This is a genomic window from Winogradskyella schleiferi, assembly GCF_013394655.1.
Classification (GTDB): domain Bacteria; phylum Bacteroidota; class Bacteroidia; order Flavobacteriales; family Flavobacteriaceae; genus Winogradskyella; species Winogradskyella schleiferi.
On sequence record NZ_CP053351.1, the window covers coordinates 3,063,740 to 3,088,659 of the forward strand.

Annotated in this window: 18 protein-coding genes; 9 read left to right on the top strand and 9 right to left on the bottom strand. The window is 34.0% G+C overall.

Annotation, left to right across the window (positions count from 1 at the left end):
- Positions 1-4 precede the first annotated feature (4 nt).
- The 3 genes from HM990_RS13300 to HM990_RS13310 are packed head-to-tail and all read left to right on the top strand — an operon-like array spanning position 5 to position 3,362.
- Complete coding sequence (locus tag HM990_RS13300; protein ID WP_178989409.1) at positions 5-943, top strand: PorP/SprF family type IX secretion system membrane protein; 939 nt, start codon at positions 5-7, stop codon at positions 941-943.
- 10 nt (positions 944-953) lie between these two features.
- The gene (locus HM990_RS13305; RefSeq protein ID WP_178989410.1) at positions 954-2,837 is read left to right on the top strand and encodes an OmpA family protein; all 1,884 of its coding nucleotides are present in this window, start codon (positions 954-956) and stop codon (positions 2,835-2,837) included.
- 24 nt (positions 2,838-2,861) lie between these two features.
- On the top strand, positions 2,862-3,362 hold the full coding sequence (locus tag HM990_RS13310) for a GTP-binding protein (protein WP_178989411.1): 501 nt from the start codon (positions 2,862-2,864) through the stop codon (positions 3,360-3,362).
- Here the strand turns inward: HM990_RS13310 and era are convergent.
- A complete protein-coding gene (era, locus tag HM990_RS13315) occupies positions 3,353-4,234 on the bottom strand; it encodes a GTPase Era (protein WP_178989412.1) in 882 nt (293 codons plus the stop codon). The genes HM990_RS13310 and era overlap by 10 nt on opposite strands.
- A 142-nt stretch (positions 4,235-4,376) precedes the next feature.
- Here era and HM990_RS13320 point away from each other — a divergent pair, with 142 nt between their 5' ends.
- Positions 4,377-6,044, top strand: a complete 1,668-nt coding sequence (locus HM990_RS13320) for a formate--tetrahydrofolate ligase (protein ID WP_178989413.1) — start codon at positions 4,377-4,379, stop codon at positions 6,042-6,044.
- Between the two features lie 162 nt (positions 6,045-6,206).
- On the opposite strand, the gene HM990_RS19935 is transcribed toward HM990_RS13320, so the two are convergent.
- The 5 genes from HM990_RS19935 to HM990_RS13340 form a co-directional block, all read right to left on the bottom strand.
- Positions 6,207-6,335: a hypothetical protein gene (locus HM990_RS19935; RefSeq protein ID WP_262886549.1), complete on the bottom strand. Its 129-nt coding sequence runs from the start codon at positions 6,333-6,335 to the stop codon at positions 6,207-6,209.
- Between the two features lie 159 nt (positions 6,336-6,494).
- Entirely contained in the window at positions 6,495-7,277 is a 783-nt protein-coding gene (locus HM990_RS13325; RefSeq protein ID WP_178989414.1) for a formyl transferase, read from the bottom strand.
- Positions 7,278-7,282: 5 nt separating this feature from the next.
- Entirely contained in the window at positions 7,283-8,248 is a 966-nt protein-coding gene (locus tag HM990_RS13330) for a hypothetical protein (protein ID WP_178989415.1), read from the bottom strand.
- 5 nt (positions 8,249-8,253) lie between these two features.
- Positions 8,254-9,705, bottom strand: a complete 1,452-nt coding sequence (locus HM990_RS13335; RefSeq protein ID WP_178989416.1) for an MBOAT family O-acyltransferase — start codon at positions 9,703-9,705, stop codon at positions 8,254-8,256.
- 58 nt (positions 9,706-9,763) lie between these two features.
- Positions 9,764-11,014: a GNAT family N-acetyltransferase gene (locus HM990_RS13340; protein WP_178989417.1), complete on the bottom strand. Its 1,251-nt coding sequence runs from the start codon at positions 11,012-11,014 to the stop codon at positions 9,764-9,766.
- Between the two features lie 461 nt (positions 11,015-11,475).
- Here HM990_RS13340 and HM990_RS13345 point away from each other — a divergent pair, with 461 nt between their 5' ends.
- From HM990_RS13345 to HM990_RS13365, 5 genes are all read left to right on the top strand, one after another.
- Positions 11,476-14,730, top strand: coding sequence for a S41 family peptidase (locus HM990_RS13345; RefSeq protein WP_178989418.1), 3,255 nt, complete (start codon positions 11,476-11,478; stop codon positions 14,728-14,730).
- A 156-nt stretch (positions 14,731-14,886) separates the two neighbouring features.
- A complete protein-coding gene (locus HM990_RS13350) occupies positions 14,887-15,654 on the top strand; it encodes a hypothetical protein (protein ID WP_178989419.1) in 768 nt (255 codons plus the stop codon).
- A gap of 84 nt (positions 15,655-15,738) precedes the next feature.
- Entirely contained in the window at positions 15,739-17,031 is a 1,293-nt protein-coding gene (locus HM990_RS13355) for a hypothetical protein (protein ID WP_178989420.1), read from the top strand.
- Positions 17,032-17,040: 9 nt separating this feature from the next.
- A complete protein-coding gene (locus HM990_RS13360) occupies positions 17,041-18,069 on the top strand; it encodes a hypothetical protein (RefSeq protein ID WP_178989421.1) in 1,029 nt (342 codons plus the stop codon).
- Positions 18,070-18,229: 160 nt separating this feature from the next.
- Complete coding sequence (locus HM990_RS13365) at positions 18,230-18,658, top strand: organic hydroperoxide resistance protein (RefSeq protein WP_178989422.1); 429 nt, start codon at positions 18,230-18,232, stop codon at positions 18,656-18,658.
- Between the two features lie 226 nt (positions 18,659-18,884).
- Here HM990_RS13365 and HM990_RS13370 read toward each other — a convergent pair whose 3' ends face one another.
- The 3 genes from HM990_RS13370 to HM990_RS13380 all read right to left on the bottom strand — a co-directional run bounded on the left by HM990_RS13370 (position 18,885) and on the right by HM990_RS13380 (position 24,900).
- Positions 18,885-21,119, bottom strand: a complete 2,235-nt coding sequence (locus HM990_RS13370; protein ID WP_178989423.1) for a TonB-dependent receptor — start codon at positions 21,117-21,119, stop codon at positions 18,885-18,887.
- A 160-nt stretch (positions 21,120-21,279) separates the two neighbouring features.
- A complete protein-coding gene (locus HM990_RS13375) occupies positions 21,280-21,753 on the bottom strand; it encodes a hypothetical protein (RefSeq protein WP_178989424.1) in 474 nt (157 codons plus the stop codon).
- Positions 21,754-21,756: 3 nt separating this feature from the next.
- Complete coding sequence (locus tag HM990_RS13380; RefSeq protein WP_178989425.1) at positions 21,757-24,900, bottom strand: non-ribosomal peptide synthetase; 3,144 nt, start codon at positions 24,898-24,900, stop codon at positions 21,757-21,759.
- Positions 24,901-24,920: the final 20 nt, after the last annotated feature.

Consider the following 24,920-nt stretch of genomic DNA (forward strand, 5'->3'; position numbering starts at 1 on the left):
TAAAATGATTAATAAAATAACAACATATTACATTACTATATTGATTCTCTTGTTTGGATTAATATCGCATGCTCAGCAAGATCCGCAATACACCCAATATATGTATAATATGAGTGTCATAAATCCTGCTTATGCTACTGACGACAATACCATGATGAATCTTGGTTTGCTTTATCGTACACAATGGGCACGATCTATTGGAGGACCGACGACAGCTTCCTATTTTTTGCACTCTACCATTACAAACCGTATGGAAGGCGGAATATCTATAGTCCATGACGAAATTGGCGATATTGTTAAACAAACGAGCGCTTATGCAGATATTGCATATGTGCTTCCCATTGGTACTGAAACTAAATTATCTTTTGGAGTAAAAGCTGGTGCCACAATTTTTGACACTAACTTTGATGGATTTGTATATTCTGATCCAGAACCAGATCAAGCTTTTGCAGAAAATATTAGCCGAACCTTTCCAAATATTGGCGCTGGATTATTTCTTTTCTCGGAGCATTATTACATTGGTTTTTCTGCACCAAATTTATTGGAAACAAAACATCTTGAAGAAGATAGTGGCATCGTAACCCAAGGTTCTGAAAACATTCACTTTTTCTTTACGGGTGGTTATGTTTTTGATTTGAGTGATAAATTTAAACTTAAACCTTCCATTATGACGAAATACGTTAATGGCGCCCCTTTATCGTTGGATTTAAATGCTAATATTAGATATGATAATGCTGTAGAGTTTGGTTTAGGTTATCGTTTTGATGATTCTTATACTGGTATGGTTAATTTTTCGATGACCGATGCGATTCGTATTGGTTATGCTTACGACCATACCATATCTAATTTAGGTCGATTTAATTCTGGATCACACGAAATAATGCTATTATTTAATATTGGAAGTTCCAGAAAAGGCTTCGACAAGTCGCCAAGATTTTTCTAATTGAAGACAAATGAAAACGTTTAAACTATATTTCTTATTTGCCATTTTAACATGGGGAAGCTTATGTTTTTCCCAATCCAATAAAGCAGATGATCTGTATGAAAACAGAGCCTATGTCGAAGCTGCTGAGATTTATTCGCAACTTCCAAAAACGGCTGCTAATTTAGAGAAGTTAGGCGACTGCTATTATTACAATTCTGAATTTGAAAGTGCTTACAGAGCATACAAACAGGTGTATGATTTAAAAGGGGACTTTGAAGAATTAACTGAGGATTTTTATTTTAAATATTTTGATGTCTTGAAAGGCACTAAAAATTATAAGGAAGCAGATGAAATTTCAACACTGCACTTAAATAATCCTATAAATACAGACAACTTTAAATCCTTATTAAATCGGATTATCCCATACAAATATGAACTGGAAAGTTTAACAGGTGATGTTGGTGGTTCTAATTTTGGAGTTGGTATTTATGGCGATAAAATTGTTTTTGCTTCTACTAAAAACTTAAAAAACCCAAACTACCAATGGAATGGGAAGCCTTATTTAGATTTATATGAAGCTACAGTTTCAACAGGAGAAACTATGGCTTTGGATAGTATAGAACCTTTCAACAAGAAAATAAACACGTCTCAACAACACGAAAGTAATGCTGTATTTACAAAAGATGGCAAAACCATGTATTTTTCCAGAAACCTCAAAAAACGTATTGATTTGGATTCTACAAAAATTGCAGTTGTCAGTATTTTTAAAGCCGAATTGGTTGATGATGAATGGACGAACGTAGAAGCTGTACCTTTTTCTAGTGACACCTACTCTACTATGCATCCTGCATTAAATAACGATGAAACCAAACTGTATTTTTCTAGTGATATGCCAAATTCCTTAGGATCTTTCGATATTTTTTATGTAGATATTTTCGATGGAAACATTTATGGACAACCCATTAATCTAGGTGCAAATATAAATACAGTTCGACGAGAGCAATTTCCATTTGTAGCTAAAGACAGCACACTGTATTATGCCTCCAATGGTAAACCTGGTTTTGGTGGTTTAGATTTGTTTTCAAGTAGTGTGAACAACGATAAGTATTTAGACGCTTTAAATATGGGAGAATCCATTAATAGTGAAAAGGATGATTTTGCGTTTGTGGTTATTGACTCTTTAAACACAGGCTATTTGTCTTCTAATCGTTCTGGAGTTGATAATATCTATACCTTCAAACGTATTGAAAATGAAAGAAGCTATTATATAGAAGGGTTGGTTACAGATAAAGTTACTGGCGAAATCTTACCTAATACCACAGTTACATTATTTGATGACGATGGCAATGTAGTGGCAGAGCAACTTGTGGGAGAAGATGGTAAATACAAGTTAAGCACTCAACCTAACCAAAAGTATTCAGTTGAAGGTTTTCAGCCTAAATATATTCCTCAAGTTGAGTTTTTTGACACTAATGACAAAGGCAACATCGAATTTAACATTGAATTGGAAATTGAATCCTATAAAGATGCCGAAGAAATAGTCACTGAGGATACAGAAGGCAACACCTATATTGAATTAGAAAATATTTATTTCGACTTCGCCAAATGGGATATTAAAGAACAAGCAGCTAAAACCTTAGATGTATTAGTGGCTTTACTTAAAAAATATCCTAGAATGGAAATACAACTTGGCGCACATACAGATTCTAGAGCCAGTTATGAATTTAACATGGATCTTTCTGAAAAACGGGCACGTGCGACACTAGAATATATGGTACAAAACGGTATTTCTAGAGCACGATTAACATCTAAAGGTTTTGGAGAAACTAAACCGTTGGTGCCTTGTGGTGATAACTGTACTGAAACAGAGTTTTCAATTAACAGACGATGTGAATTTATAATTTTACGTTAACCCATTTTGTAATTGCAAAATAGTATGTCACTTCCCAATGAAATCGTTTTAAGACCTCGCTTTAAATTTGAAGTGCCTACTCATAACGAAACACTTTTGGAAAGCTTTGAAGAAAGGAAATCTCATCAAACGGAATTTATCGTTTCTAGAATTGACGATCACGTTTTTATTAAATTCCCTAAAAAAGATCAGCACTTTTGGTCGCCACAGCTACATTTGGAAATCAACGAAGAAGGCAGTGACAAATCCATAGTTCATGGTTTATTTGGGCCTAAACCAACTGTTTGGACGCTGTTTATGTTTTTACATTTTATAGTTGCAGGCCTATTTTTTGGCTTCGGAATTTGGGCTTATACCAATGCAACTTTAAATGATTCTTATGCCATACAATTGTCCCTTACCCTTTTTATGGTTGTAATCTGGTTTGTATTGTACTTTGCCGGAAGAATTGGACGCTCTAAAGGAAAACCAGAAATGTATAAGCTGCATGGCTTTATGGAAGAAACACTTAGAACTTATCGTTGATTATACCCAAAACGCTTCAACTGATTCTGATTGCTCCTCCAGTTTTTATTCACTTTCACATACAGTTCCAGATGCACTTGCTTTCCGAAGAACTTTTCCAAATCTTTTCGTGCTTCTACGCCGACACGTTTTAAGGCAAATCCTTTATGACCAATGATAATTCCTTTTTGGGTTTCACGTTCAACCATAATTACGGACCGCATTCTAATGATGTTTTCTTCTTCAAAAAATTCTTCCGTATCTACCTCAACGGCATATGGAATCTCTTTTTTGTAGTGCATCAAGATTTTTTCCCTAATGGCTTCGTTTACAAAAAAACGTTCTGGTTTATCCGTTAATTGATCTTTTGGGTAAAATGCTGGAGACTCTGGTAATAATTCTATGATTCTATTAAATACATTCTGAATATTAAAGCCTTCAGTTGCAGAAATAGGAAAGAATTCCGCATTTGGAACTTTGGTTTGCCATAATTCTGATTGTTCCTCTAACTGTTCTTGATTGGATTTGTCAATCTTATTCAACAACAACAACACAGGAATCTTTGAATTGGTAATCTTATTGAAAAACGCTTCGTCTTTTAATTCCTTCTCTCCTATCTCAACCATGTAAATCAAAACATCGGCATCGTCAAAAGCGGACTTTACAAAATCCATCATAGATTCTTGTAATTCATAAGCTGGTTTAATGATGCCTGGCGTATCACTTAATATCATCTGGAAATCCTCCCCATTCACAATCCCTAAAATTCGGTGTCTAGTCGTTTGTGCTTTGGATGTAATTATCGATAATTTTTCACCAATAAACGCATTCATCAACGTGGATTTACCTACGTTAGGATTACCAATAATATTTACAAAACCTGCTTTGTGCATCTTTAAATTTTTATACAAAGTTACAATCTTTAATGTATTATCTCATAAAAGAAAAAAAATACACGTTTAGACATGATAAAAATCACAATTAAATTGTGGCTGATTTTTTAATTTTGATAACTGACTAAACACTAATCTTATTATGACAGATCTTCAGATAGCCAAAAAAGTTAATTTAAAGCCCATAACAGAAATAGCTGAAAAATTAGGAATAGATCCAGACCTTATTGAAATGTATGGGAAGAACAAAGCTAAGATTCCACTTTCATTAATAAATAATGCAAAAGCGAAAGCGAGCCATCTGGTTTTGGTGTCTGCTATTTCACCAACACCTGCTGGAGAAGGAAAAACGACAATATCCATTGGTTTATCTGAAGCGTTAAATAGATTAAAGAAGAAAACCACAGTTGTGCTGAGGGAACCTTCATTAGGCCCTGTATTTGGGATTAAAGGAGGCGCAACGGGAGGTGGTTATGCGCAGGTTTTACCCTTGGAAGACATTAACTTACATTTTACGGGTGATTTTTCGGCAATTGAAAAAGCCAATAATTTACTGTCAGCCATAATTGACAATAACATTCAAAGTAAAACTAATTCATTAGGTATAGATCCAAGAACCATTACATGGAAACGCGTATTTGATGTTAACGATAGAGCATTAAGAAACATAGTGATTGGTTTGGGAGGTACAACTTCTGGCATTCCAAGAGAGACCGGTTTTGATATTACTGCAGCTTCTGAGATTATGGCTATTCTTTGTATTGCCAAAGATTTAAATGATTTAAAAAAACGTCTTGGAAACATTTTTATCGGTTATACGTTTTCTAACCAACCTGTTTATGCCAAAGACCTAAAAGTTGCCGGTGCCATGGCTAGTTTATTACAGCATGCCATTAAACCCAATTTAGTTCAGACCATAGAAGGAAATCCCGCCATTATACATGGTGGTCCTTTTGCAAATATTGCACAGGGCACAAATTCCGTTATTGCCACATTAATGGGAATGACCTTTTCTGATTACACCATTACAGAAGCAGGCTTTGGGTGTGATCTAGGTGCTGAAAAATTCTTTGATATTAAATGTCAAAGTGCAAATATTTCACCTAAAGCCGTTGTATTAACCACAACAATTAGAGCTTTGAAATACCATGGTGGCGCAGATTTAAAATCATTAAAAACACCAAATGTCGAAGCTTTAGAAAATGGCTTACCTAATCTTGAAAAACATATAGAAAACATCTTGCAATTTGGTGTAACTCCTGTAATTGCCATAAACCGATTTGAAACGGACACTACAGAAGAAATTGAATCCATTAAAGATTTTGCAAAAGCTAAAAATATTCGTGTTGCCGTTGCAGACGTCTGGGCCAAAGGCGGAGAAGGCGCCATTGAATTAGCACAACATGTTATTGAGATTGTTGAAACCTCTAAATCTAAATTTAAACCTTTATACCAATGGGATAATGACGTTGAGTCTAAAATCGAAACCATTGCTCAAAAGATCTATGGCGCTGACCATGTAGAATATACGTCTAATGCTAAACGCCAACTGAAACGTATTAAAAAACTCGGTTTGGACAACTTAGCGATATGTGTTGCAAAAACCGAAAAGTCCCTATCTGACGATCCTAAATTATTAGGTCGTCCAAAAGGTTTTAATATAACGGTAAGGGAAATTGAAATCGCTTCTGGCGCAGGTTTTTTAATACCAATCACAGGTGATATTATGCGAATGCCAGGTTTGCCAGCGCATCCTGCATCTGAAGGTATAGACATTAGCGATAGTGGTGAAATCAGTGGTTTATTTTAAAATAAGATTACGAAAAGTCGAACTCAACAAAACATATATTATTTTAATGTGAACACAAAAAAGCTTATAGTTCCTATAAAAATTGCTTTTATAATGTAATTTCAGCTGAACATTTTTGCCTACAACTAAAAAGGAACCCGACTTGTTTTTTAGCTTATAAAGCTAAATATATTTATGTTTTTCATCAGAATTATATAGGAAATCGAAAATTAACCGTCTAAGTGCCATTAATGCATCAGTATTATTATTTATCTCATCCAAAACCGCGGTATCAACATGTTCAGATTTCATGACTTCAATTTTGAAGTGTCTATTGGAATTTTTGATTTTCTTTGATTTTCTTTATACTCGTGAAACTTTTCAATGATGTCTTTTACCCTTACAATTTGTTTTAGAATTTTAATAGCTCCAAACTTGTAAGCCAATATTGTTGCTATAATTGATATAGAATTACTTGATTCCCCTAGACCATCTGTTATATAGATAGAACCAAAACGTCGGATGATAGAATAATTTGTTATTTACTGCTTCCTTAGCGTGCGCTGTGGATGTTAAAGAATCGGACTCAATATCCCTAATCGCTTTTTTTAGAAGTGGTAGTGCTTTTGCCAATTGTAGATACGTATAACTCATAAAATTATCTTGGGGAGTAATGCTTTCCGTTATGGTTTCTTGGTACAGTATATTTCCTGTATCAATGCCTGCATCAACCAAATGCACGGTTACGCCACAATGTTCTTCGTCTTTATTAATAAGTGCCCAATAGGCTCCATGCAACCCTCTATAATATGGTGTAATACCAGCATGTATATTGATAAAGTGAGCACTTATCGATTCTAATGTCTTTTTTGACAATATTCTAGTAGTAACAATAACAACAATATCTGGGTTCAGTTCTTTTAAAATTTGACGTCCTTCTTCAGAATTAATTGATGTAACTTCGGTAGTCTTTTCTGATGGAAAATTAGTTTCACTGATACCGTTTTTATCTAGAATTTCTTGAAATCGTTTTTTTGAAGTTTTATTAATGTATGTTACTGCAATTATTCGAAACAGTAACTGACCCATAACATGAACAACACCTAGCCTTTTAACTCTTCGTTTCAACATTGTCGATGTACGCTCTCCTCGGTCTATAATTATATGTTCAATGTTAAAATCAGTTATCAGGCTCTGATAAACCATTTTTGGATAGTTCCAATCACCTGCAATCATTATTATCTTTTTGCTCATATCATCTAATTTCTTTTCGACTTTATGTAGTCAGCAATTGTAGTTGCAATTAAATCTCGTCCATGATTGTTCCAATGCCAGTCATAGATTAATGTTGTTGCTTTTTTAGAATTCTTCATGTTATCTGCAAAATCTATAACGTTTATATGATTGGCTTCACAATAGTCTAAAAACCGTGAACTTGTTTTTCTTGAATCTAACAAAAGAGATGTTTTGCTTTTATTAAAACCATATAGATTTATTAAACTCTTAAAATTTTCAATACGTTGTAGATCTATCGTTTTTTGTTTGGATTCATCGATAGCTTCTATTTCATTAGTTTGATATCCATTTTTTGGCTCTTCAAATGCTTTTCCGCTAACCATACGTTTAAGAGGTTCCAAAATTCCTATTTTAGAACCGTAAGCTAAAATTTTAATATTGTCCCTTATCTTAAATGGCGTTGAATTCACCAACTTTAAACGATCGTAATTTGGTTCATACACAGCACGATCTAAATCACTTTCGTAATTAAGATAAATGATGATTTCATCAATTAAATCAAAGTCTTTTCTATAAGCCTTAATGAGGTGCATCTGGTTTGCCAAATCATAACCCGAATAGCCATATTCATAAACTTCAGAATTGGGTATTCTATCCTCTATTTTTTTTCCTGTGGAATCATCAAAATCTTGATGAAAGCCTTCTATAAAGGAGTCTCCAATTAAGGCAATTTCAAACTTATCTATAGTGGGTGTAAACTCACGATGCGAATTGAAACCTGCTTTATTAATGCTAAATCTTGAATAATTTTGATTTCTATTTCCAGTAACAGCATAACCTGTATTACCTGGCACACGTTTCTCAACACCAAACTCATCTATAAAACGAGGTGGATCTTCAGTATATAAATGGAATACCCCTACTACAACTTCAACAATAGCGAGTATGAGTACAATATATAGTATGGTTTTTAAAATAAACTTTTTCATCAGATCTAAAATTGAAAATAAATGAATGATCTGTTTACACCATCATCATAAAACAGTAATATACTGATTATTATCAGAGCATATATTAGCAATCTTACAATAGGGCTTTTAAACTTGAATGGATGACGTTCATCTTTGCGGATAAGATATTCGTAAAACGTAAACAACGCTATCAGCACGTAAAAATCCAGCATTCTGTAACCCATTGGATGTACGTAAGCTTGATATGTAAAATTATTAACAATCTGGCTGATGTAATTAAAAGCATCATTTATGGATGGTGATCTAAAAAATATTCTAGAAAACGTAACCAAAATAAAAGTAAGTACAACTTGAAGGACTTCTTTTACGGAAGGCCAACTATTCTCAGCAATTACATTATTAGCATACAGCCGATTTCTTCCCATTAAAAACACCGGAATATAAAGCGCAGCATGAATGGCTCCCCAAAACACAAACGTCCAATTGGCACCATGCCACAAGCCACTGACCAAAAATATAATGATGATATTTCTAATGGATTTGAGTTTGCTGACCCTAGAACCACCTAACGGAATATATAAATAATGTCTAAACCAAGTCGATAGGGACACGTGCCAACGTTGCCAGTATTCTGCTATATTTCTTGAGAAATTTGGGAATTTAAAGTTGGACATCAATTCAATACCAAACAATTTAGCCGTACCAATGGCAATATCGGTGTAACCACTAAAATCGCCATACACTTGAAAACTAAATAGGCACACTCCCAAAATTAATGTGGAAGCTGGATAGGACGCATAATTGGCAAAAATATCATCGACCATAGGTGCCAATGAATCCGCAATGACTAACTTTTTAAAAAATCCCCAAAGAATCAATTTTAAGCCACTTGAAGCTTGGTCGTATTTAAATACACGTTTGGTATTTATTTGATTTAACAAATTTGAAGCACGCTCTATTGGACCAGCAACCAACTGCGGAAAAAAAGCAACGAAAGCTGCAAAGGAGACAAAATTCCGGGTCGGTTTTAGCTTTTTATAATAGATATCGAAAGAATACGACATGGTCTGAAACGTATAAAAGGAAATACCTATAGGTAAAATAATACGCAAGGTCCATGTACTTTTTATTTCGTAGCCAAACGCACTAAATGAATCAATAAATGAATCAATGAAGAAATTGTAATACTTAAAGAATCCGAGTAAGCCTATATTAAAAAACAGACTGACCCACAACCAATGTTTTGCCTTCTGTTTGTTATCAATGTGTTTATAGATACGCTGACCTACATAAAAATCGACTAACGTACTGAACGCAATAAGGAATAAAAATCGCCAATCCCACCAACCGTAAAATATATAACTAGCAACAATTACTAATATATTTTGATATTTAAGATTTTTCTTAAATACAAACCAATAAAGCACATAGACTATTGGTAAAAATATTAGAAACTGAAGTGAATTAAACAGCAATTTGATCCATATTTAAATTGTTATTGGTGAGCTACAACTTATTGTTTAAAGTATGTTATTAGTGATTGACTTTAACCAAAATAGATTTTTTACGTCCTTCAACAAGGTAACTATTCTTATGTTTTTTAAATTGAAATAATTGAATATGATTATAGTTTTCTTGATAAAGGTAAAGGAATTCAAAAATCATTAATTTTATAGCTCTGTTGTTGCCAGATTTAAAATCAATTAAAGTACGTTCTTCTTCCGTTTCGCTTAAATTAGTATCAGAAAATTGATAATAAACTTTTTCTGTTTTTTCAGATTCTTTTTCAGTAAACTTATGGGTTAACTTATGTAATGTTTCGTTTAATTTTTTCTCTCTAAGCTTTTGTTTTAAATCGTATTTGCTTTTTAGTGTAGATGCCAAAACTTTAGATGTTACAGACGTGCTATCATAGAATATATGATATTCAAAATCATATTGTTTGGTACACCATCGCGATTTATATTCAAAATAGCCTTTTGAGAAATCTAGGTTTTCCATTCCATTATCGATACACCACTCTATCAATTTCATTATGGTCACTGCACCCAAATGAAATTTATAATAATCGATATCAAAAACTGTGATGGCATCAAAAAGGGTGTTTTTAGATAAATAACTTAAGGTCACACCAATGGGCTTATCATTATCATATACGACAAATAGTGATGCCTTCTTTTCTAATATCAATGGAAATGCCACTTCATAATAAAAAGACCATTCCTTTGGGTCTAAATTATTATTGGTAATCTGTTTATCGGCAAAACGTTTTTCTAATAAAAGTTTGAATGCTTTAAAAATGAAGTCATATTCAGACTTTGAAATATCTCCATAAAACATTTTATAGCTAATGTTAAATGACTCTTCCAGTCGTCTCTTATACTTGTTATTTTTATTCCTACTATTTCTATTAAAATTATCGAGCATATAGTCATTTAAACTATTATACTTGCTGGTTTCAATTAAAAATCCTGGATATTGTTTAGACTTGAGCAATTTGATTTTTTGGCCTAGTTGAGTTGTGTCCAACTCAAAATAAGTTGGAACATCATAAACTAAAACTGTTTTATTATTTAAATCAGAATCGTCTCCTGAATGGATGGTATAATCCACACCTTTAGTATAGGTTTCACCTACATTAACATAAATGAGGCTATTATGAAATTTCACAAATTCCAAATCTGCAAAGAACTTGAAAGATTTTACTTCGTCACTTTTTGAGGTAAAATGTTTTAGCCAAATAGATTTGAAATTTTTAGATAAAAAGGGGTTGTGATAGGTCACTTCTTAGTGTAATACTTTGTTAGAATTCATTATTAAATAGAAATATAATCTCAAAAAAGAATCAAAATTTACATTTCCTTTTTTCTAATATATGATTATAAAAGTATGGGCTACGAAAATCGAAATAAGTACTTAAGTTAACCGTTGAATTACAACCAGTATTTACGGTAATAGACTGAATCATTTGGGTCAATATTTGTTAAAGATTAACATAACAAATTTAACGTATTTTCGAATCAAAACCCTTAAATATTACACAAATATTTATAGAATAATTTATCCATTTCTTCGCAATTTATATCAATTTTGATAACTTTTATGATTCCCAGTAATAAGGTAAACCTATTCATAATTAAAACTTTACATCAACTGGATTAGATTTAATATTTCAGATCATTTCAATTTAGGCTCAAAGACTTTTAGTAATTTAGGAACTTATTAATCAAAATCAATCAAATACAATGAAAAAATCAATTCTTCTTTTAATTCTGTTGTTTAGTATAACCGCACTATCTGCACAAATTAGCGGTAAATTAATGCAATATCCAGATGTTTCAGATACACACATCACCTTTACTTATGGTAATGATGTTTGGATAGTGTCTAAATCTGGAGGTATTGCCAACAGATTAAGCTCACCTGCTGGAGCAGAAAGTTTCCCTCGCTTTTCCCCTAATGGTAAAATGATTGCCTACACCGCCAATTATAATGGAAACAGTGATGTCTATGTCATTAACGTTAAAGGAGGTATTCCAAAACGATTAACCTATCATGGCATGAATGACAAAGTATTAGGTTGGACACCGGATGGAAAGTCTGTACTATTCGCTTCATCTAGGGAAAGTGGACGTCAACGCTACAGTCAATTTTATACCGTATCGTCTGAAGGTGGCACTCCCGAAAAGTTAAGTGTTCCTTATGGAGAATATGCCGCTTTTTCCGATGACGGCAACAAAATTGCTTACACTGATCGATCTAGAGTATCTCGAAATTGGAAACGTTATAGAGGAGGCACAGCTCCAGACATTTTAGTTTTTGACCTCAAAACGTTTAAAACAGAAAACATTACAAATAATACTGCAAATGACGAACTGCCGATGTGGATTGGAGAGACTATCTTTTACATGTCTGACAATGGGCCAAACAAAAGAAATAACCTTTGGAAGTATGATTTAAATACCAAAACCAATAGTCAATTAACCCAATTCAAAGATTATGACATTACATTTCCAGAAAGTAGCAATAGTGAAATTATCTTTGAAGTTGGAGGTAACTTATACCTGTACAACATAGTTTCCGGCGAAACCAATGAAGTTAATATTCAAATTATTTCAGACCAAAAAGATCTCATTCCTGAAATAAAAAAAGTAGAGGATTATGTACAAAATGCGACGTTGAGTCCAGATGGTAATCGTGTGGTTGTTCAAGCCAGAGGCGAATTATTTAATTTACCAGCAACAGAAGGCTTTGTATCCAACATTACGAATACTTCTGGCGTTGCTGAGCGCAGTCCTGCTTGGTCACCAGACGGGAAACATTTAGCGTGCTGGAGCGATGCTGATGGAGAGTATCAATTGCTTCTATACGACATGGAAGGTACTAATAAACCTAAAAAAATTACCAAACATAAAAATGGCTTTTATTACCATATTTATTGGTCACCTGATAGTAAAAAAATAGCGTTCGTAGATCAAGCTATGAACATAACATATGTAGATATTGATAGTGGTAAGGAAACAACAATTGACAAAGGTAAATACATGTTTCATGGGAGTCTAAATAATTTTTCAGTGACTTGGTCACCCGATAGCAACTATTTTGCTTATTCCAGAAGTACAGATAACAGAGCAAGAACAGCGTTATTTGTCTATGATATAAAGAAGAATGCCATGAAACAATTAACTTCAGGTTACTATAATGACGACTCACCTGAGTTTAGCGAAGATGGTAAGTATTTGTTTTTTAAAACCAGTCGTACGTTTCAACCTGAATATTCAGACATGGATAATACGTTCATCTATCCGAATTCATCCAATCTAGCCGTGGCTACTTTGGATAATTCTACCGCTTCATTGTTATCCGTTAAAAACGACGCCTATGAAATAAAAAAAGAAGAGGATGAAAATGACAAAAAGAAGGAGGATGACAAGTCGAAAGATGAAGCTTCTAAAAAAGAAATCAAGACCACAAAAATAGATTTTGATGGTTTTGAAGAGCGCGTAGAACTTTTAGATATTCCTGCCGGAAATTTTGGCAACTTAACAGCATTAAAAGATAAATTAATATTCGCTAAATATCCAAATTCCGGTGCCGATTCCGAAAGCTCTCCGTCATTACATTATTATGATTTTAAAGAAAGGGAAGTCAAACAGATTATAGCTGATGTTTCTAATTACCTCGTTGCTTCCAATGGAGACAAAATTCTAATTGCAAAAGACTCTAAATTCGCTGTCATTGAAATCGGAGAAAATAAAAAGATTGAAAAATCTGTGCCTTTACAAGATATGAACATGACTGTGATCCCGAAAGAAGAATGGAAACAAATTTTTAATGATGTATGGCGTTTTGAACGCGACTTTTTCTACGATCCAAATATGCATGGTGTCGATTGGGAAATGATGAAAACACGTTATGGAAAACTAATTGAACAAGCCAACACAAGAAACGATGTCAATATTATAATTGGTGACTTAATTGCAGAATTAAATGCCTCTCACACTTACAATGGTGGTGGTGATAGAGAATCATCAAAACGCATGAATGTTGGTTATCTGGGTGCCGATTTAAAACTCAATAATGGTGCATTTCAAATACACAAAATTCTTTCTGGAGCTTCTTGGGATGCCGAAGTACGATCGCCTTTAGCAAAACCTGGTTTAGAAATAAATGAAGGTGATTACATTTTAGCAATCAATGGCACACCTATAGATACAGAAAAACCTATTTCAGCATCTTTGCAAGGTTTGGCAGACACGGCTGTGAAATTAACTGTAAATAGCAGCCCAAATATGAAGGATGCTAAACATATCGTTGTAAAGCCCTTAAGTTCTGAAACCCGTTTAAGACATCTCGCCTGGATTGAAAACAACAGAATACGTGTTGATGAAGCTACTAATGGAAAAGTAGGCTACATTTATGTTCGCAGTACAGGAAGGGATGGCCAAAATGAAATGGTAAGACAATTCTATGCGCAAATGGAGAAAGAAGGCTTAATCATTGATGAGCGCTTTAATAGTGGTGGTCAGATTCCAGATCGTTTTATAGAACTTTTAGACAGAAAACCACTCGCCTTTTGGGCGGTAAGAGACGGCAAGGATTGGGCATGGCCTCCATCTGGTAACTTTGGAGCAAAAGTGATGCTTATCAATGGGTTTAGTGGTTCTGGAGGCGATGCTTTTCCAGATTATTTTAGAAAGCGGGAACTTGGACCGCTTATCGGCACAAGAACTTGGGGAGGACTTATTGGTATCTCAGGAGCACCTACACTTATAGATAATGGAGGTGTTACCGTACCGACGTTTAGAATGTATAATCCTTCGGGTGAATGGTTTAAGGAAGGTCATGGTGTAGATCCTGATATCGAAGTAGTGGAAGATTTCCAAAGTCTAGCTAAAGGAAGAGATGCACAGCTCGAAGCAGGAATTACAGAGGTTATGAAACTTATGGAAACTAATTTTAAAACACCGTCTAGACCAGCTTATGAAAAGAGGAATTAAGTAATTAATTTCTAATTCAATAGAAAAGGATTGTTCTTTAGGGCAATCCTTTTTTTGTTTTCCATAGCTGTAATTATTTGTTCTAAAATCCATACAAAATTGATGACATTCTTAAAAAGTTTCGATAAATAGAAAACAAACTCAATACTCTATATTATGAAAACTGTAAACTATTTAAAAATTGTTATTCTAATTATTCTTTTCACTTCGTGCAGTAAAGATTCCGACTCTGATAACAACAACAACAACAATCTAAACAATTTTGTTTCTGCCATATGTGATAACGCTGTTGGGCCAACGGGTGCTTATTGGGACAACGCCCATGGCTTAGCTATTCCTCTGACTCAAATACCAACATTAGCGAATCCTGGACAACAATTTATTCATAGCCAATACCCTGCTTTGGGCTTTACAATGCCACAAGGATATACCGCTCAAGAAACCCAAATAGGTTTAGGAGTTAATGTATTCAAAAATAATGGTAATGGTAACAAAGTAAGGTGGAGATATGTGCCTGGATTATCCTCTTTTAGCCAAGTTGATATTTTAGACATTGTAACCGAAGAAGTTAATGCGATGTTTGCTTTTCATGAAAACCAAGGTGGTTATACTGTAGATTGTGAGCAGAATTTGTCGCAACAACAAGGTAGTTTCTTAATTAGCACAAGTACCCGTTTGCTTCGGTTTGGCAACAATACTGGTTTAGTTGCTATTAACTCATATTTTGACACCACAACAGGTTCCACTTATGCCTCCGTTTCTGCTGCTTCTGGTCCTACCGCAGAATTTGATAGTTTGGTAATGAACGATTTTCTACCGATCCACTGGCAACTCTTGATTATTGATGATAATGTTAGAGATTCTGATTTAGATGGCACTCCAGACAACCAAGATAATTTTCCATTTGATTCAACACGACAATAATTCTTTTAAAAAATTGATGACATTTATTAATGTTATCGATATATAAGTGTACAACAAAAACTAATCCATTAAAAACAAAATATTATGAAAACATCACACTTTTTTCACATCGTAATCGCTACAGTTCTTTGCTTCTCTTGCGGCAATAAAGAAAATAACGACAATACAGAATTTGATTATGAATCTGAAGATTACATGCAATATGATAATCAGCAAAGCGATTATTCCCAAAATAATAATGGGCAGCAAGATGCCAATATTAATAACAACTATAATCAAAAAGACAGTTACAATGGTAATAGTCAAGATAATGCCATCTACAATCAAAATGGCAATGGGCAACAGAACGTAAATTACCAGAAGAATAACCAACAACAAGAAACAAGCAACGGTAGGTTAAAACCTTATAAAATTATGTCTCCACAATTTGGAATGCCATTTGGAATTATGCCCATTCCTCAAACTTGGCAGAAAAAAGGCCAAAATCAAGAAAATATACTCTTTGAAAGTGCCAACGGTGTAAAAGTATATAACGAGCAATATGTCTCATTTAGATATCATAATGATCCATCACAAAACCAATTTGCGCAGCAAAACGGAGCCAATGTTCAACCTTTAAAATCTTTAGAACAAGTTATAAACGAAGACTTCAAACCTTATTTACAAAAGGAAGGCGTAACGTTTGTTAGACAATATCCATTACCTCAGTTGGCACAACTAGATAAGCGTATAGATAGCTATATGTTTAAGGCCACACCAGAGAACAAACAATTCCAGTGTATGGTAACAGAATGGAAAGATCAAAAAGGTAATTTATCTCTTGGAGTGGTCCGCTATTTTATAACACAATATACAGCTGTTGGTGGTATAGATTGGGGCTACACTATCAACTCAATGGAAGCTCCTCAAAGTGCCTATCAAAATGCCAAACAAGATGTCATCTATTCTTTACTTAATTTACAAATCAATCCTCAATGGGTAAAAACCAACAATGAGCACTATTCTCAGATGGCACAAAGAAGTAATGCCGGACACCAAGCAAGAATGGCAGCCATAGAAGCGACTGGTAGAGCCATACGCCAAAACGGAAAAACCTATAGCGATATGTTAGATAGCAGTCATGAAAGCTGGAAAAGAAGAAATGCAGTATCTGATGCGGGACAGGCAAGAGCTGTAGATGGCATTTGGGAACGTAGAAATATGACCGATGGATCTGGCAACACTTATAAAATTGACGGTTATGACAACAATGTTTGGATGAACGGTAACAACGAATATTATGGTACTAACAATCCTAATTGGAATCCAAATATTGACAACAATACCAACGGTGAAAACTGGGAGCAATTACAAAACATCAATGGTGGAGGCTATTAATCGCATAAAATGAAACTCGCAACCATTATAATAACCACTTTTATACTTGCCTTTACATCTTGTAAAGGCGAGTATATTTCAAATTCAGCAGAAGATTTGGCAGAATTGTATGAAACCGATGCAACATCCAATAGAAATCATGATTATGAACTTACAGAACCAACTTTAAAATACTATCCTATTCTTGATGATAAACAAGAAGTCGTTGGTGCTTATCCATTTCCTGCAGATTGGATTTTAAATACAGCTGCAGATTCAATATATATTCAAAGTCCATTAGGAGCAAAAGTATTTAAAAACTATTCGAATTATTTTTGGGATTATAGATCTTCGGAATTAAATAATAAATACAAAACTCAAATTAATACCGCTGCTTATAAAACTATTGAAACGCTTCTGAAAGAAGATTTTAGGCCTTATGCGGATTCTTTAAACATTAAACTGACCCATCAATTTGAAATTCCAGAAGTTGCAAAACTATATAAAGACATTTCATCCTTATATTATTCAATTAACAAACCCAAAGAAGACACTTTCAAAGCCTTGGCTACAGAATGGCTTGACGAAAAAGGTATTAAATCCGTTGTGGTTATAGTTCACCATTCTCAAATTTTCGAAAATGAAACACTTTGGGGTTATACCTTACACACTCTGGAAGCTCCAGAAGCCTATTTTGAGCTTACTAAAAAAACTTTTTTGTACAGTTTAAAAAACTACAAAACCTGTTATAACAATATATACGAAGCGAATAAACTCAATACAAACATTCCTTATAACAACACGTGTCGTTATTATACCATAAAAGAAAGACAAGAGCAACGAGAAGCGATCAATAAGGAAAAACTAAGAACTGGTATGTTTTCTAAAAACTTAGATGAATATCTAGAATTTTTAAGGTCGAAAGGGTTTTTAACTATTAAAGATTCTAATGACGTTTGTAATTTAACTACCTATTATAAAAATGAAGAAGACAGAAAACACCATTTAGATAGTATATACACTAATTATGTACCCATTGATAACTCTTATAAAAACTAATGGGAGAAAATATAGCATATAAATTTTGCTTTAAGGAAGCCTAGGACAATCAATACCTAACCTATGCATTATCAAATTTATGAGAAATTTAAGACGGTAGATTTTAGAAGGCTGATGTATCTAAGTATATTTAGTACCTTAACTTTAAAACCAAATGACAATGAAAACATTATATGAAGCAACCACAAAAGCTGAAGGCGGAAGAGCAGGTCACATCAAATCCGAAGATGGTCCTTTAGACCATAATCTTTCTGTACCAAAATCAATGGGAGGTGATGGTGGAAATGGCACTAACCCAGAACAACTTTTTGGTGCCGCTTACGGTGCATGTTTTGGAGGCGCACTGCAATCCGTTGCAAAAAATGAAGGCATTACAATCGATGAAGAAGCGTTAAGCGTCACCGCAGTTATAGGATTTTGCAAAGACGATGATGGTTTTTTCTTAGAAGCCACTTTAGATTGCTATATTCCAGGAGTCGATTTAGAAACCGGAGAAGACTTGGTAGAAAAAGCACATGAAGCTTGTCCGTTTAGTAAAGCCACACGTGATAATATTACAGTAACTTTGAATTTATTGTTGGATGAGTAAGTTTAAACTCGATTAATAATTTGCTGCATAGTTTATGGAAAAAATTAATTTTCAATGATAAATTACTATAATTATTAGGATTAGAAAGACCTCAAAAGTTGAATGCTGAAAATCAATTCAGCATTCAATTTTTGAGGTTTATAATTAAACTTAAAACTCATAATGTGCCATCTATAATTAAGTGGTTTGAGTTGCTTGCCAGCTTTTTTATCTCTATATTACTCTATTAAAATCTAACCGATAGCATCGCTCTTGCAAAGAAAGGTGAACCAGGTGTAAACGTAATATCTTCTACTGGATCTGTTTCATTAAACAAGCGCGTTTCGGTAGCAAACTGTGTTTCATTCCATTCGACATCGAACACATTTTCTATGATGATTCCAAATGTCCAATTTTTTGCAAAATTATAGTTGAAGTTGAAGTCCGAAACGAAATAACCATCTGCAACTATCGAATCATCCTCATTTGCAGGTCTGTCATCTACATATCTATAGTTTAGACTTCCAGAGAATTTACCAAGATCTTTTATTGTTATTCCGCCAACAGATGTTAAATCTGGCGCTAAGGGAATAAAATCTTGTCCATCTGGTTCATCTACACTTCGCGCTACGGTATAGTTAATATCACTATTTAAAAACAACCAATCATTAATTTGATATTGGAATCCAAATTCCACACCATAACGTCTTGATTTTCCGCTTGGCTCCACAACTCCTGCATCACCCACGTAAACAAACTCTTGTTCCAAGAATAAACTCCATAAAGCCGCGTTTAAAACTAATCTATCAGCAGGTTTTACTATGGTGCCTATATCCACTCCAAAAGCAGATGGTACGGTTTCTTCACCTGTATTTGCCGTTGCTACACGAGAATCATTAGAATGAAACCCATAACCTAATTTACCAAATAATTGTAACTTCGGTGATGCTGCAAAAATAGTATTGAACTTAGGACTCACAATGACTTTATTTTCGCTTAATGTTTCATAGTTTTCCTCTAAAAAATCTACATAACCAAACTTAAAATAGTCAATTCTTAAACCAGGGTTTAAAGTCCATTTTTTTGTTTTGTAGTTACCGCTAAAAAAAGCATAACCGTTTAATTCATCCACATCTCCAAAAGCTAATCGCTCCAAGGTTTCGTTTCTGTTCTTTGTACGTGACAATTCTACGTCGTTAACATCATCATATCTAAAACCTACACCAGCATCAAAACTTAATTGTACATCATGATTCTCGATGTGAAACGTTCTGTTGTAAACACTTTCTCCACCAATTATTGTTCGGCTTTCTTTCTGTTTAATCTGATCGCCATTTACAGGGTCTTCAAGAAAAAATGTAAAATTTGAATACAGTTCAAAATCATATTTAGATATATATGCTTTTGACTTTATGCGCTGATGTTCGTCGATTTGTTTGGTATGATTAACCCAAATATTAGAACGACTAGTTAAACCGCCCTCTGTATCATCAATAGCACCAAAGCGTCCGATAAGACCTTGCTCCACAGCTCTTGTAGGAATTTGTCCAGAAGCGTCCCATCGGCTTTGAAAATGAGAAAATGACAACGTTAATTCCTCATCTTCGTAATTATTAAAATTATAACGACCTAAGATGTTTAAACGATTAAAGTTTTGCGGCGAATCAAATACACCGTCCGTAAGCACTAATTCTGAAGCTATAAAAGCACTGCTATATTTACTCTCGGAAATTTTAAATAAATTAACGGATCTTAGTGTATTGAATTGACCCAACTCTAGTTTTACAAGATTATCATCTATTGACTTTTTTGTATTCAATTCAATATAACCTGCGGTATTAAAATTTCCTTTGTCTGCATAATAGGGTCCTTTTCCAAAATCGATATTATCAACAAGTTCTGGAATTACAAAATGCAGATCAGAATAGCCTTGTCCATGTGCATGGGAAACCAAATTAACAGGTAAACCGTCTGTACTTATAGTTATATCTGTACCATGATCAATATCAAACCCTCTTAAGAAAATTTGCTCAGCTTTTCCACCTCCAGCATGCTGCCCTATAATTAATCCAGGTACTTTCCTCAAAATCTCTTGGGAAGATTTTATTGGGTTCGTTTTAATATCCACGTTGGCAAATTGACTTAAGACATTTAGTTTAGACACTAATACCACTTGATCTAAGGATACTGCGGATTCTTGAAGCACAATATCAATGGTGGCATCCAATTGATTTTCTGCAATGATAAATTGTTGTTTTTCATAACCCAAACCGCTAATGACAATGACGTCACCTACTGATATATCGTCTAATTCATAATAACCTGATACATTTGTATAAGCGTAACCACCAGTATTTTGATTGTAAATATTTACACCTTCGATGGGTTTATTGTTTTCTGCTGTAACTGTACCGCTAATTTCATGGGCGACAACAGTACCGCTTAGCGCTATAAACGCTAGGCATAGTAAGATATTCTTCATGTTTTTTTATTTAATATTTAATGTATTACTATAATTCCTTTTGAATCTTATTAGGATCAAAGCTGAAGGGATCTTTTATTAAAGATCTCTTTTAAAAAAATTATAATCGAAATTTTAAAAGAATGAAAGTGTAGAATATTTCAATCTTTTTTTTAATACACTAAACTTTGGGAGGTCGATATAATTGATCGAGATAACCTTTTATTGAAATCAAAGACGTTTCCAAAAATTGTGATCTATCAAAGTTATAACAATCAATAATAGCTATATGATATGTGTTGGATGTAATGTGTTTATTTATTTTGAAATCAGTACTTGTTGATTCGCCATTGTGGTTTTGCTCTTCACTTGAATGTTTTTCAAAAATAACCTCTAAAAAATCCAAAACTTTATGCTCATGGTTAAATGTGGAATTACCATTGCTATTTTTTGCAATTCGCTGTTTTTCAAAACCATGATGATTATCATTATTATGTTCTATGATATGATTTGGTGCCTCCAAATAATGCGAAACCGAGTGAAACATCGTGCGCAACGGAAGTTGAGCAGGCCCTAAAATATAGCATACCGTTATCGTCACAGCCAAGGCTCTGAATACAACATTCTTAATACTATTTTTTTTAGTGGTTGGCATAGTTTAATCGGCTAATAGCTTTATAATGGTTTCCTCAACATACTTTCCATAAGAGGCTACAGTAGGATATACGAAAATTTTGTCTAGTGGGTTTTCCATTTCCAGAATTTCATTTAACTGGCTGGTAATTCGCATCGCCAATAAAGAATGACCACCTAAGGCAATGAAATTATCGTGGACACTAATTTTTTCCACTTCTAATAGTTCAGTCCAAATGTTCGCAATTATCTCTTCAATTTCATTTCTTGGAGCGACATAAGGCAGGTCAGATTTTAATTGAACATCATCCATTTCGCCTAAAGCTTTTCGATCTACTTTTGCATTTGGTGTTAAGGGAAATTCCCTTAAGTATCGATATTGAAGCGGAACCATATATTTCGGTAATTTTAATTCTAAATGCGTTTTTAGCGTCAAAGAATCTATTTCAGAATTTCCTCTGTAAAATGCTATTAATTGACTCATTTTTTTCAAGGAATCATCATCACTATGTATAACCAATGCTACAGCTTCTTTTATGCCTTCTAGCTGCTCTAGCACATGCTCAATCTCGCGCAGTTCTATGCGATGGCCATTGAGTTTAACCTGATTATCTTTTCGCCCAAAGAATTCATATTCCCCATTGCTATTGAGCCTCACTAAATCACCAGTATTGTATATGACATCAGTACTTAAAAATGGGTTTTTTATAAAGCGCTCTGCAGATAAATCTGGTCGTTTCACATAGCCTTTCGCCACACCATAACCTCCTAAATATAAATTACCAACAACACCATCTGGCACAGCATTTAAATGATCATCTAGCAACAAAACAATGGTATTATAAATAGGAACTCCTATGGGAACCGAAACATTAGTATGAATTTGAGGGTTATATTTTGTAATGGTACTGCCAATGGTAACTTCAGTAGGACCGTAAAAATTATAAATAGATAAATCTTTATGATATTCATTTTGAATTTTAGTCGCCAAGTCGGTTTTAAAATCTTCACCAATAACAATCATATTTCTAAGCTTTGATTCAGAATTCCCTTTACCTATAAACAATAGTAAGTGCGAAGGCGTTAAAATTATGGAATCTGCCCTGTTATCCTCTAACATTCGAAACACTGAGGCATCAGGTCCTTCAGTATCTTCTTTATAAACGATAACTTCTCCTCCATGATACAGCGGTAGGAAAATCGCGGTGTAGGTGATATCGAAACTAATGGAGGTACAAAAGGCAAATTTTGTCTGGGTTCCCCAGAAATCATTACACCAAAAAAGATAATTTGATAAATTATTATGGGTAACCATAACCCCTTTTGGTCGACCTGTTGAACCTGATGTATAGAGTATATAAGCCAATTGATCTGGTTGACTCTCTGGAAAAACTATTTCATTATGAAGATTGTTTTCTCGCCAATCCTCTTTGTCAAGATCTAGAATAGGAATTCCGTTTTCTGAAAATTTATCAACTAAAACAGACGTTGTAATTATTATTGAGCAATCCGAATTTTCTATGATATAATTTATACGATCTTCGGGTTGGTCTGCTGCAATAGGTACAAACACGGCATCTAACTTCAAAATAGCAATTAGCGCAATAATATATTCTGAAGATCGATATAGATGGACACCTATACGATCACCAGAAGAAGCTCCCTTATTTTTCAGCTTATGGTACATGGCGTTAGACAAATGATCTAACTCCAGATAGGTATATGTTTCTTTACCATTCCGTATGGCAACCGCATCGCCATTGTTCGCTATAACATCTGCAATCTTTAGAAGAAAGGGCTTGTAAGAATCGTTAAATTTAAACGTACTTAGTCCTTCTCTAATTATGTCATTGCTAACCAATGAAGGTTTGTCGATTACCTGAGAAGCATCATCTAAGAAAGCATCTAAAATAGTGAGTAAGTGCATTGGCACCTGTTGTTGTAAGTTTGTATTGAAAACCTCAGCATTCAAGTCAAAATACAGTTCAATATCTCCAGTACCATCCATATCATAAACCGTACACCTCATATGATGGGACGGATCGCAATGGTTAGGATGAATCCATGTCGATTTTGTAGGTATACCATTAAATTCTGAAAAATTTGCTTTAATATAATTAAGTACCACATTAAAACCTCTACTGGCCTCTGCATTTGCCATTCCAGGTTGTGCATTTCTCAAATAATCATTGGTTTCGTTTCGTACTTTATTATAAACTGACATAAATGTATCGTCTGTGGAAAACTCTGTAACCAAAGGAAACAATTCCACAAACATACCTGCCGTTTTCTTAAACGCATTTGTCACTCTGCTATGGGATAGAGCACCAATGGCCAGCTTATCCTCATTACTTATTCTTTTTATATAAACAAACAATGCCGTTAAAAAAATATTGAAATAAGTCAGGTCTTTTGTCCAACAGCGAATCTCAGGTTGACTTGAAAGTGATTCCAGCTTCGCGATACGCTCAGCCCCAAGTTTTACTTTTGTTCGATATGATAACGTGGAATTTTCTTTCTGAGTTTGCCCATATAAAACAGGTGGTGCAGATACTTCTTTAGCTGTTTCTTTCCAGTATAGTCTAACAGCATCTTTTTCTTTGTCGTTCGCTGCAATCCTCTCAAAGTTTAGGTAGTCTTTATATTGTGGAATTTCTACAGAATCATTATTCGATTGTTCTAAATGCTTTGTATATATTTTGCTGAAATTTTCAAATAGAATCGTAGATGAGGTGGCGTCCGTAACTAAATGATGTAAATTTAAAAACCAAACGTATTTAGCATCGCTAAGCTTATATAAGACTGAATCAAAAAGCAGTTGATCTAAATCGAAAAGTTCCTCCGTACGTTGGTGTAATGTTTCTTCTAAATTTGCCTGATTTTTACTTGAAAAATCTTCAATTTTCAACTGGTATTGCACCTCTTTCAAGATATTCTGAAACGGAATTCCCTTGTTTTCGGCAAACGTAATCCTAAAAACATCAGCAGAATCAATTAAATCTTGAAATGATTGCCTAAAAATTTCTTCATTTATAGCACCAGATATTTCGAAAGCATGCGCCATATTATACATGGGACTTTTTGGATTCATTTTTTGTCCCATCCATAATAACAACTGGCTCTGCGTTAACGGTATATTGGTTTCTATATAGTTGGTTTCAGGTTTCATTACATGTTTATTACACTCAC

What these genes read in the sequence shown, in the direction of transcription:
- HM990_RS13370 (WP_178989423.1), bottom strand. Translation starts at nt 21,119, where the DNA reads ATGAAGAATATCTTACTATGCCTAGCGTTTATAGCGCTAAGCGGTACT.
- HM990_RS19935 (WP_262886549.1), bottom strand. Translation starts at nt 6,335, where the DNA reads ATGAAATCTGAACATGTTGATACCGCGGTTTTGGATGAGATAAATAAT.
- HM990_RS13375 (WP_178989424.1), bottom strand. Translation starts at nt 21,753, where the DNA reads ATGCCAACCACTAAAAAAAATAGTATTAAGAATGTTGTATTCAGAGCC.
- HM990_RS13310 (WP_178989411.1), top strand. Translation starts at nt 2,862, where the DNA reads ATGTCACTTCCCAATGAAATCGTTTTAAGACCTCGCTTTAAATTTGAA.
- HM990_RS13355 (WP_178989420.1), top strand. Translation starts at nt 15,739, where the DNA reads ATGAAAACATCACACTTTTTTCACATCGTAATCGCTACAGTTCTTTGC.
- HM990_RS13345 (WP_178989418.1), top strand. Translation starts at nt 11,476, where the DNA reads ATGAAAAAATCAATTCTTCTTTTAATTCTGTTGTTTAGTATAACCGCA.
- HM990_RS13325 (WP_178989414.1), bottom strand. Translation starts at nt 7,277, where the DNA reads ATGAGCAAAAAGATAATAATGATTGCAGGTGATTGGAACTATCCAAAA.
- HM990_RS13300 (WP_178989409.1), top strand. Translation starts at nt 5, where the DNA reads ATGATTAATAAAATAACAACATATTACATTACTATATTGATTCTCTTG.
- HM990_RS13305 (WP_178989410.1), top strand. Translation starts at nt 954, where the DNA reads ATGAAAACGTTTAAACTATATTTCTTATTTGCCATTTTAACATGGGGA.
- HM990_RS13350 (WP_178989419.1), top strand. Translation starts at nt 14,887, where the DNA reads ATGAAAACTGTAAACTATTTAAAAATTGTTATTCTAATTATTCTTTTC.
- HM990_RS13365 (WP_178989422.1), top strand. Translation starts at nt 18,230, where the DNA reads ATGAAAACATTATATGAAGCAACCACAAAAGCTGAAGGCGGAAGAGCA.
- HM990_RS13330 (WP_178989415.1), bottom strand. Translation starts at nt 8,248, where the DNA reads ATGAAAAAGTTTATTTTAAAAACCATACTATATATTGTACTCATACTC.
- era (WP_178989412.1), bottom strand. Translation starts at nt 4,234, where the DNA reads ATGCACAAAGCAGGTTTTGTAAATATTATTGGTAATCCTAACGTAGGT.
- HM990_RS13320 (WP_178989413.1), top strand. Translation starts at nt 4,377, where the DNA reads ATGACAGATCTTCAGATAGCCAAAAAAGTTAATTTAAAGCCCATAACA.
- HM990_RS13380 (WP_178989425.1), bottom strand. Translation starts at nt 24,900, where the DNA reads ATGAAACCTGAAACCAACTATATAGAAACCAATATACCGTTAACGCAG.
- HM990_RS13360 (WP_178989421.1), top strand. Translation starts at nt 17,041, where the DNA reads ATGAAACTCGCAACCATTATAATAACCACTTTTATACTTGCCTTTACA.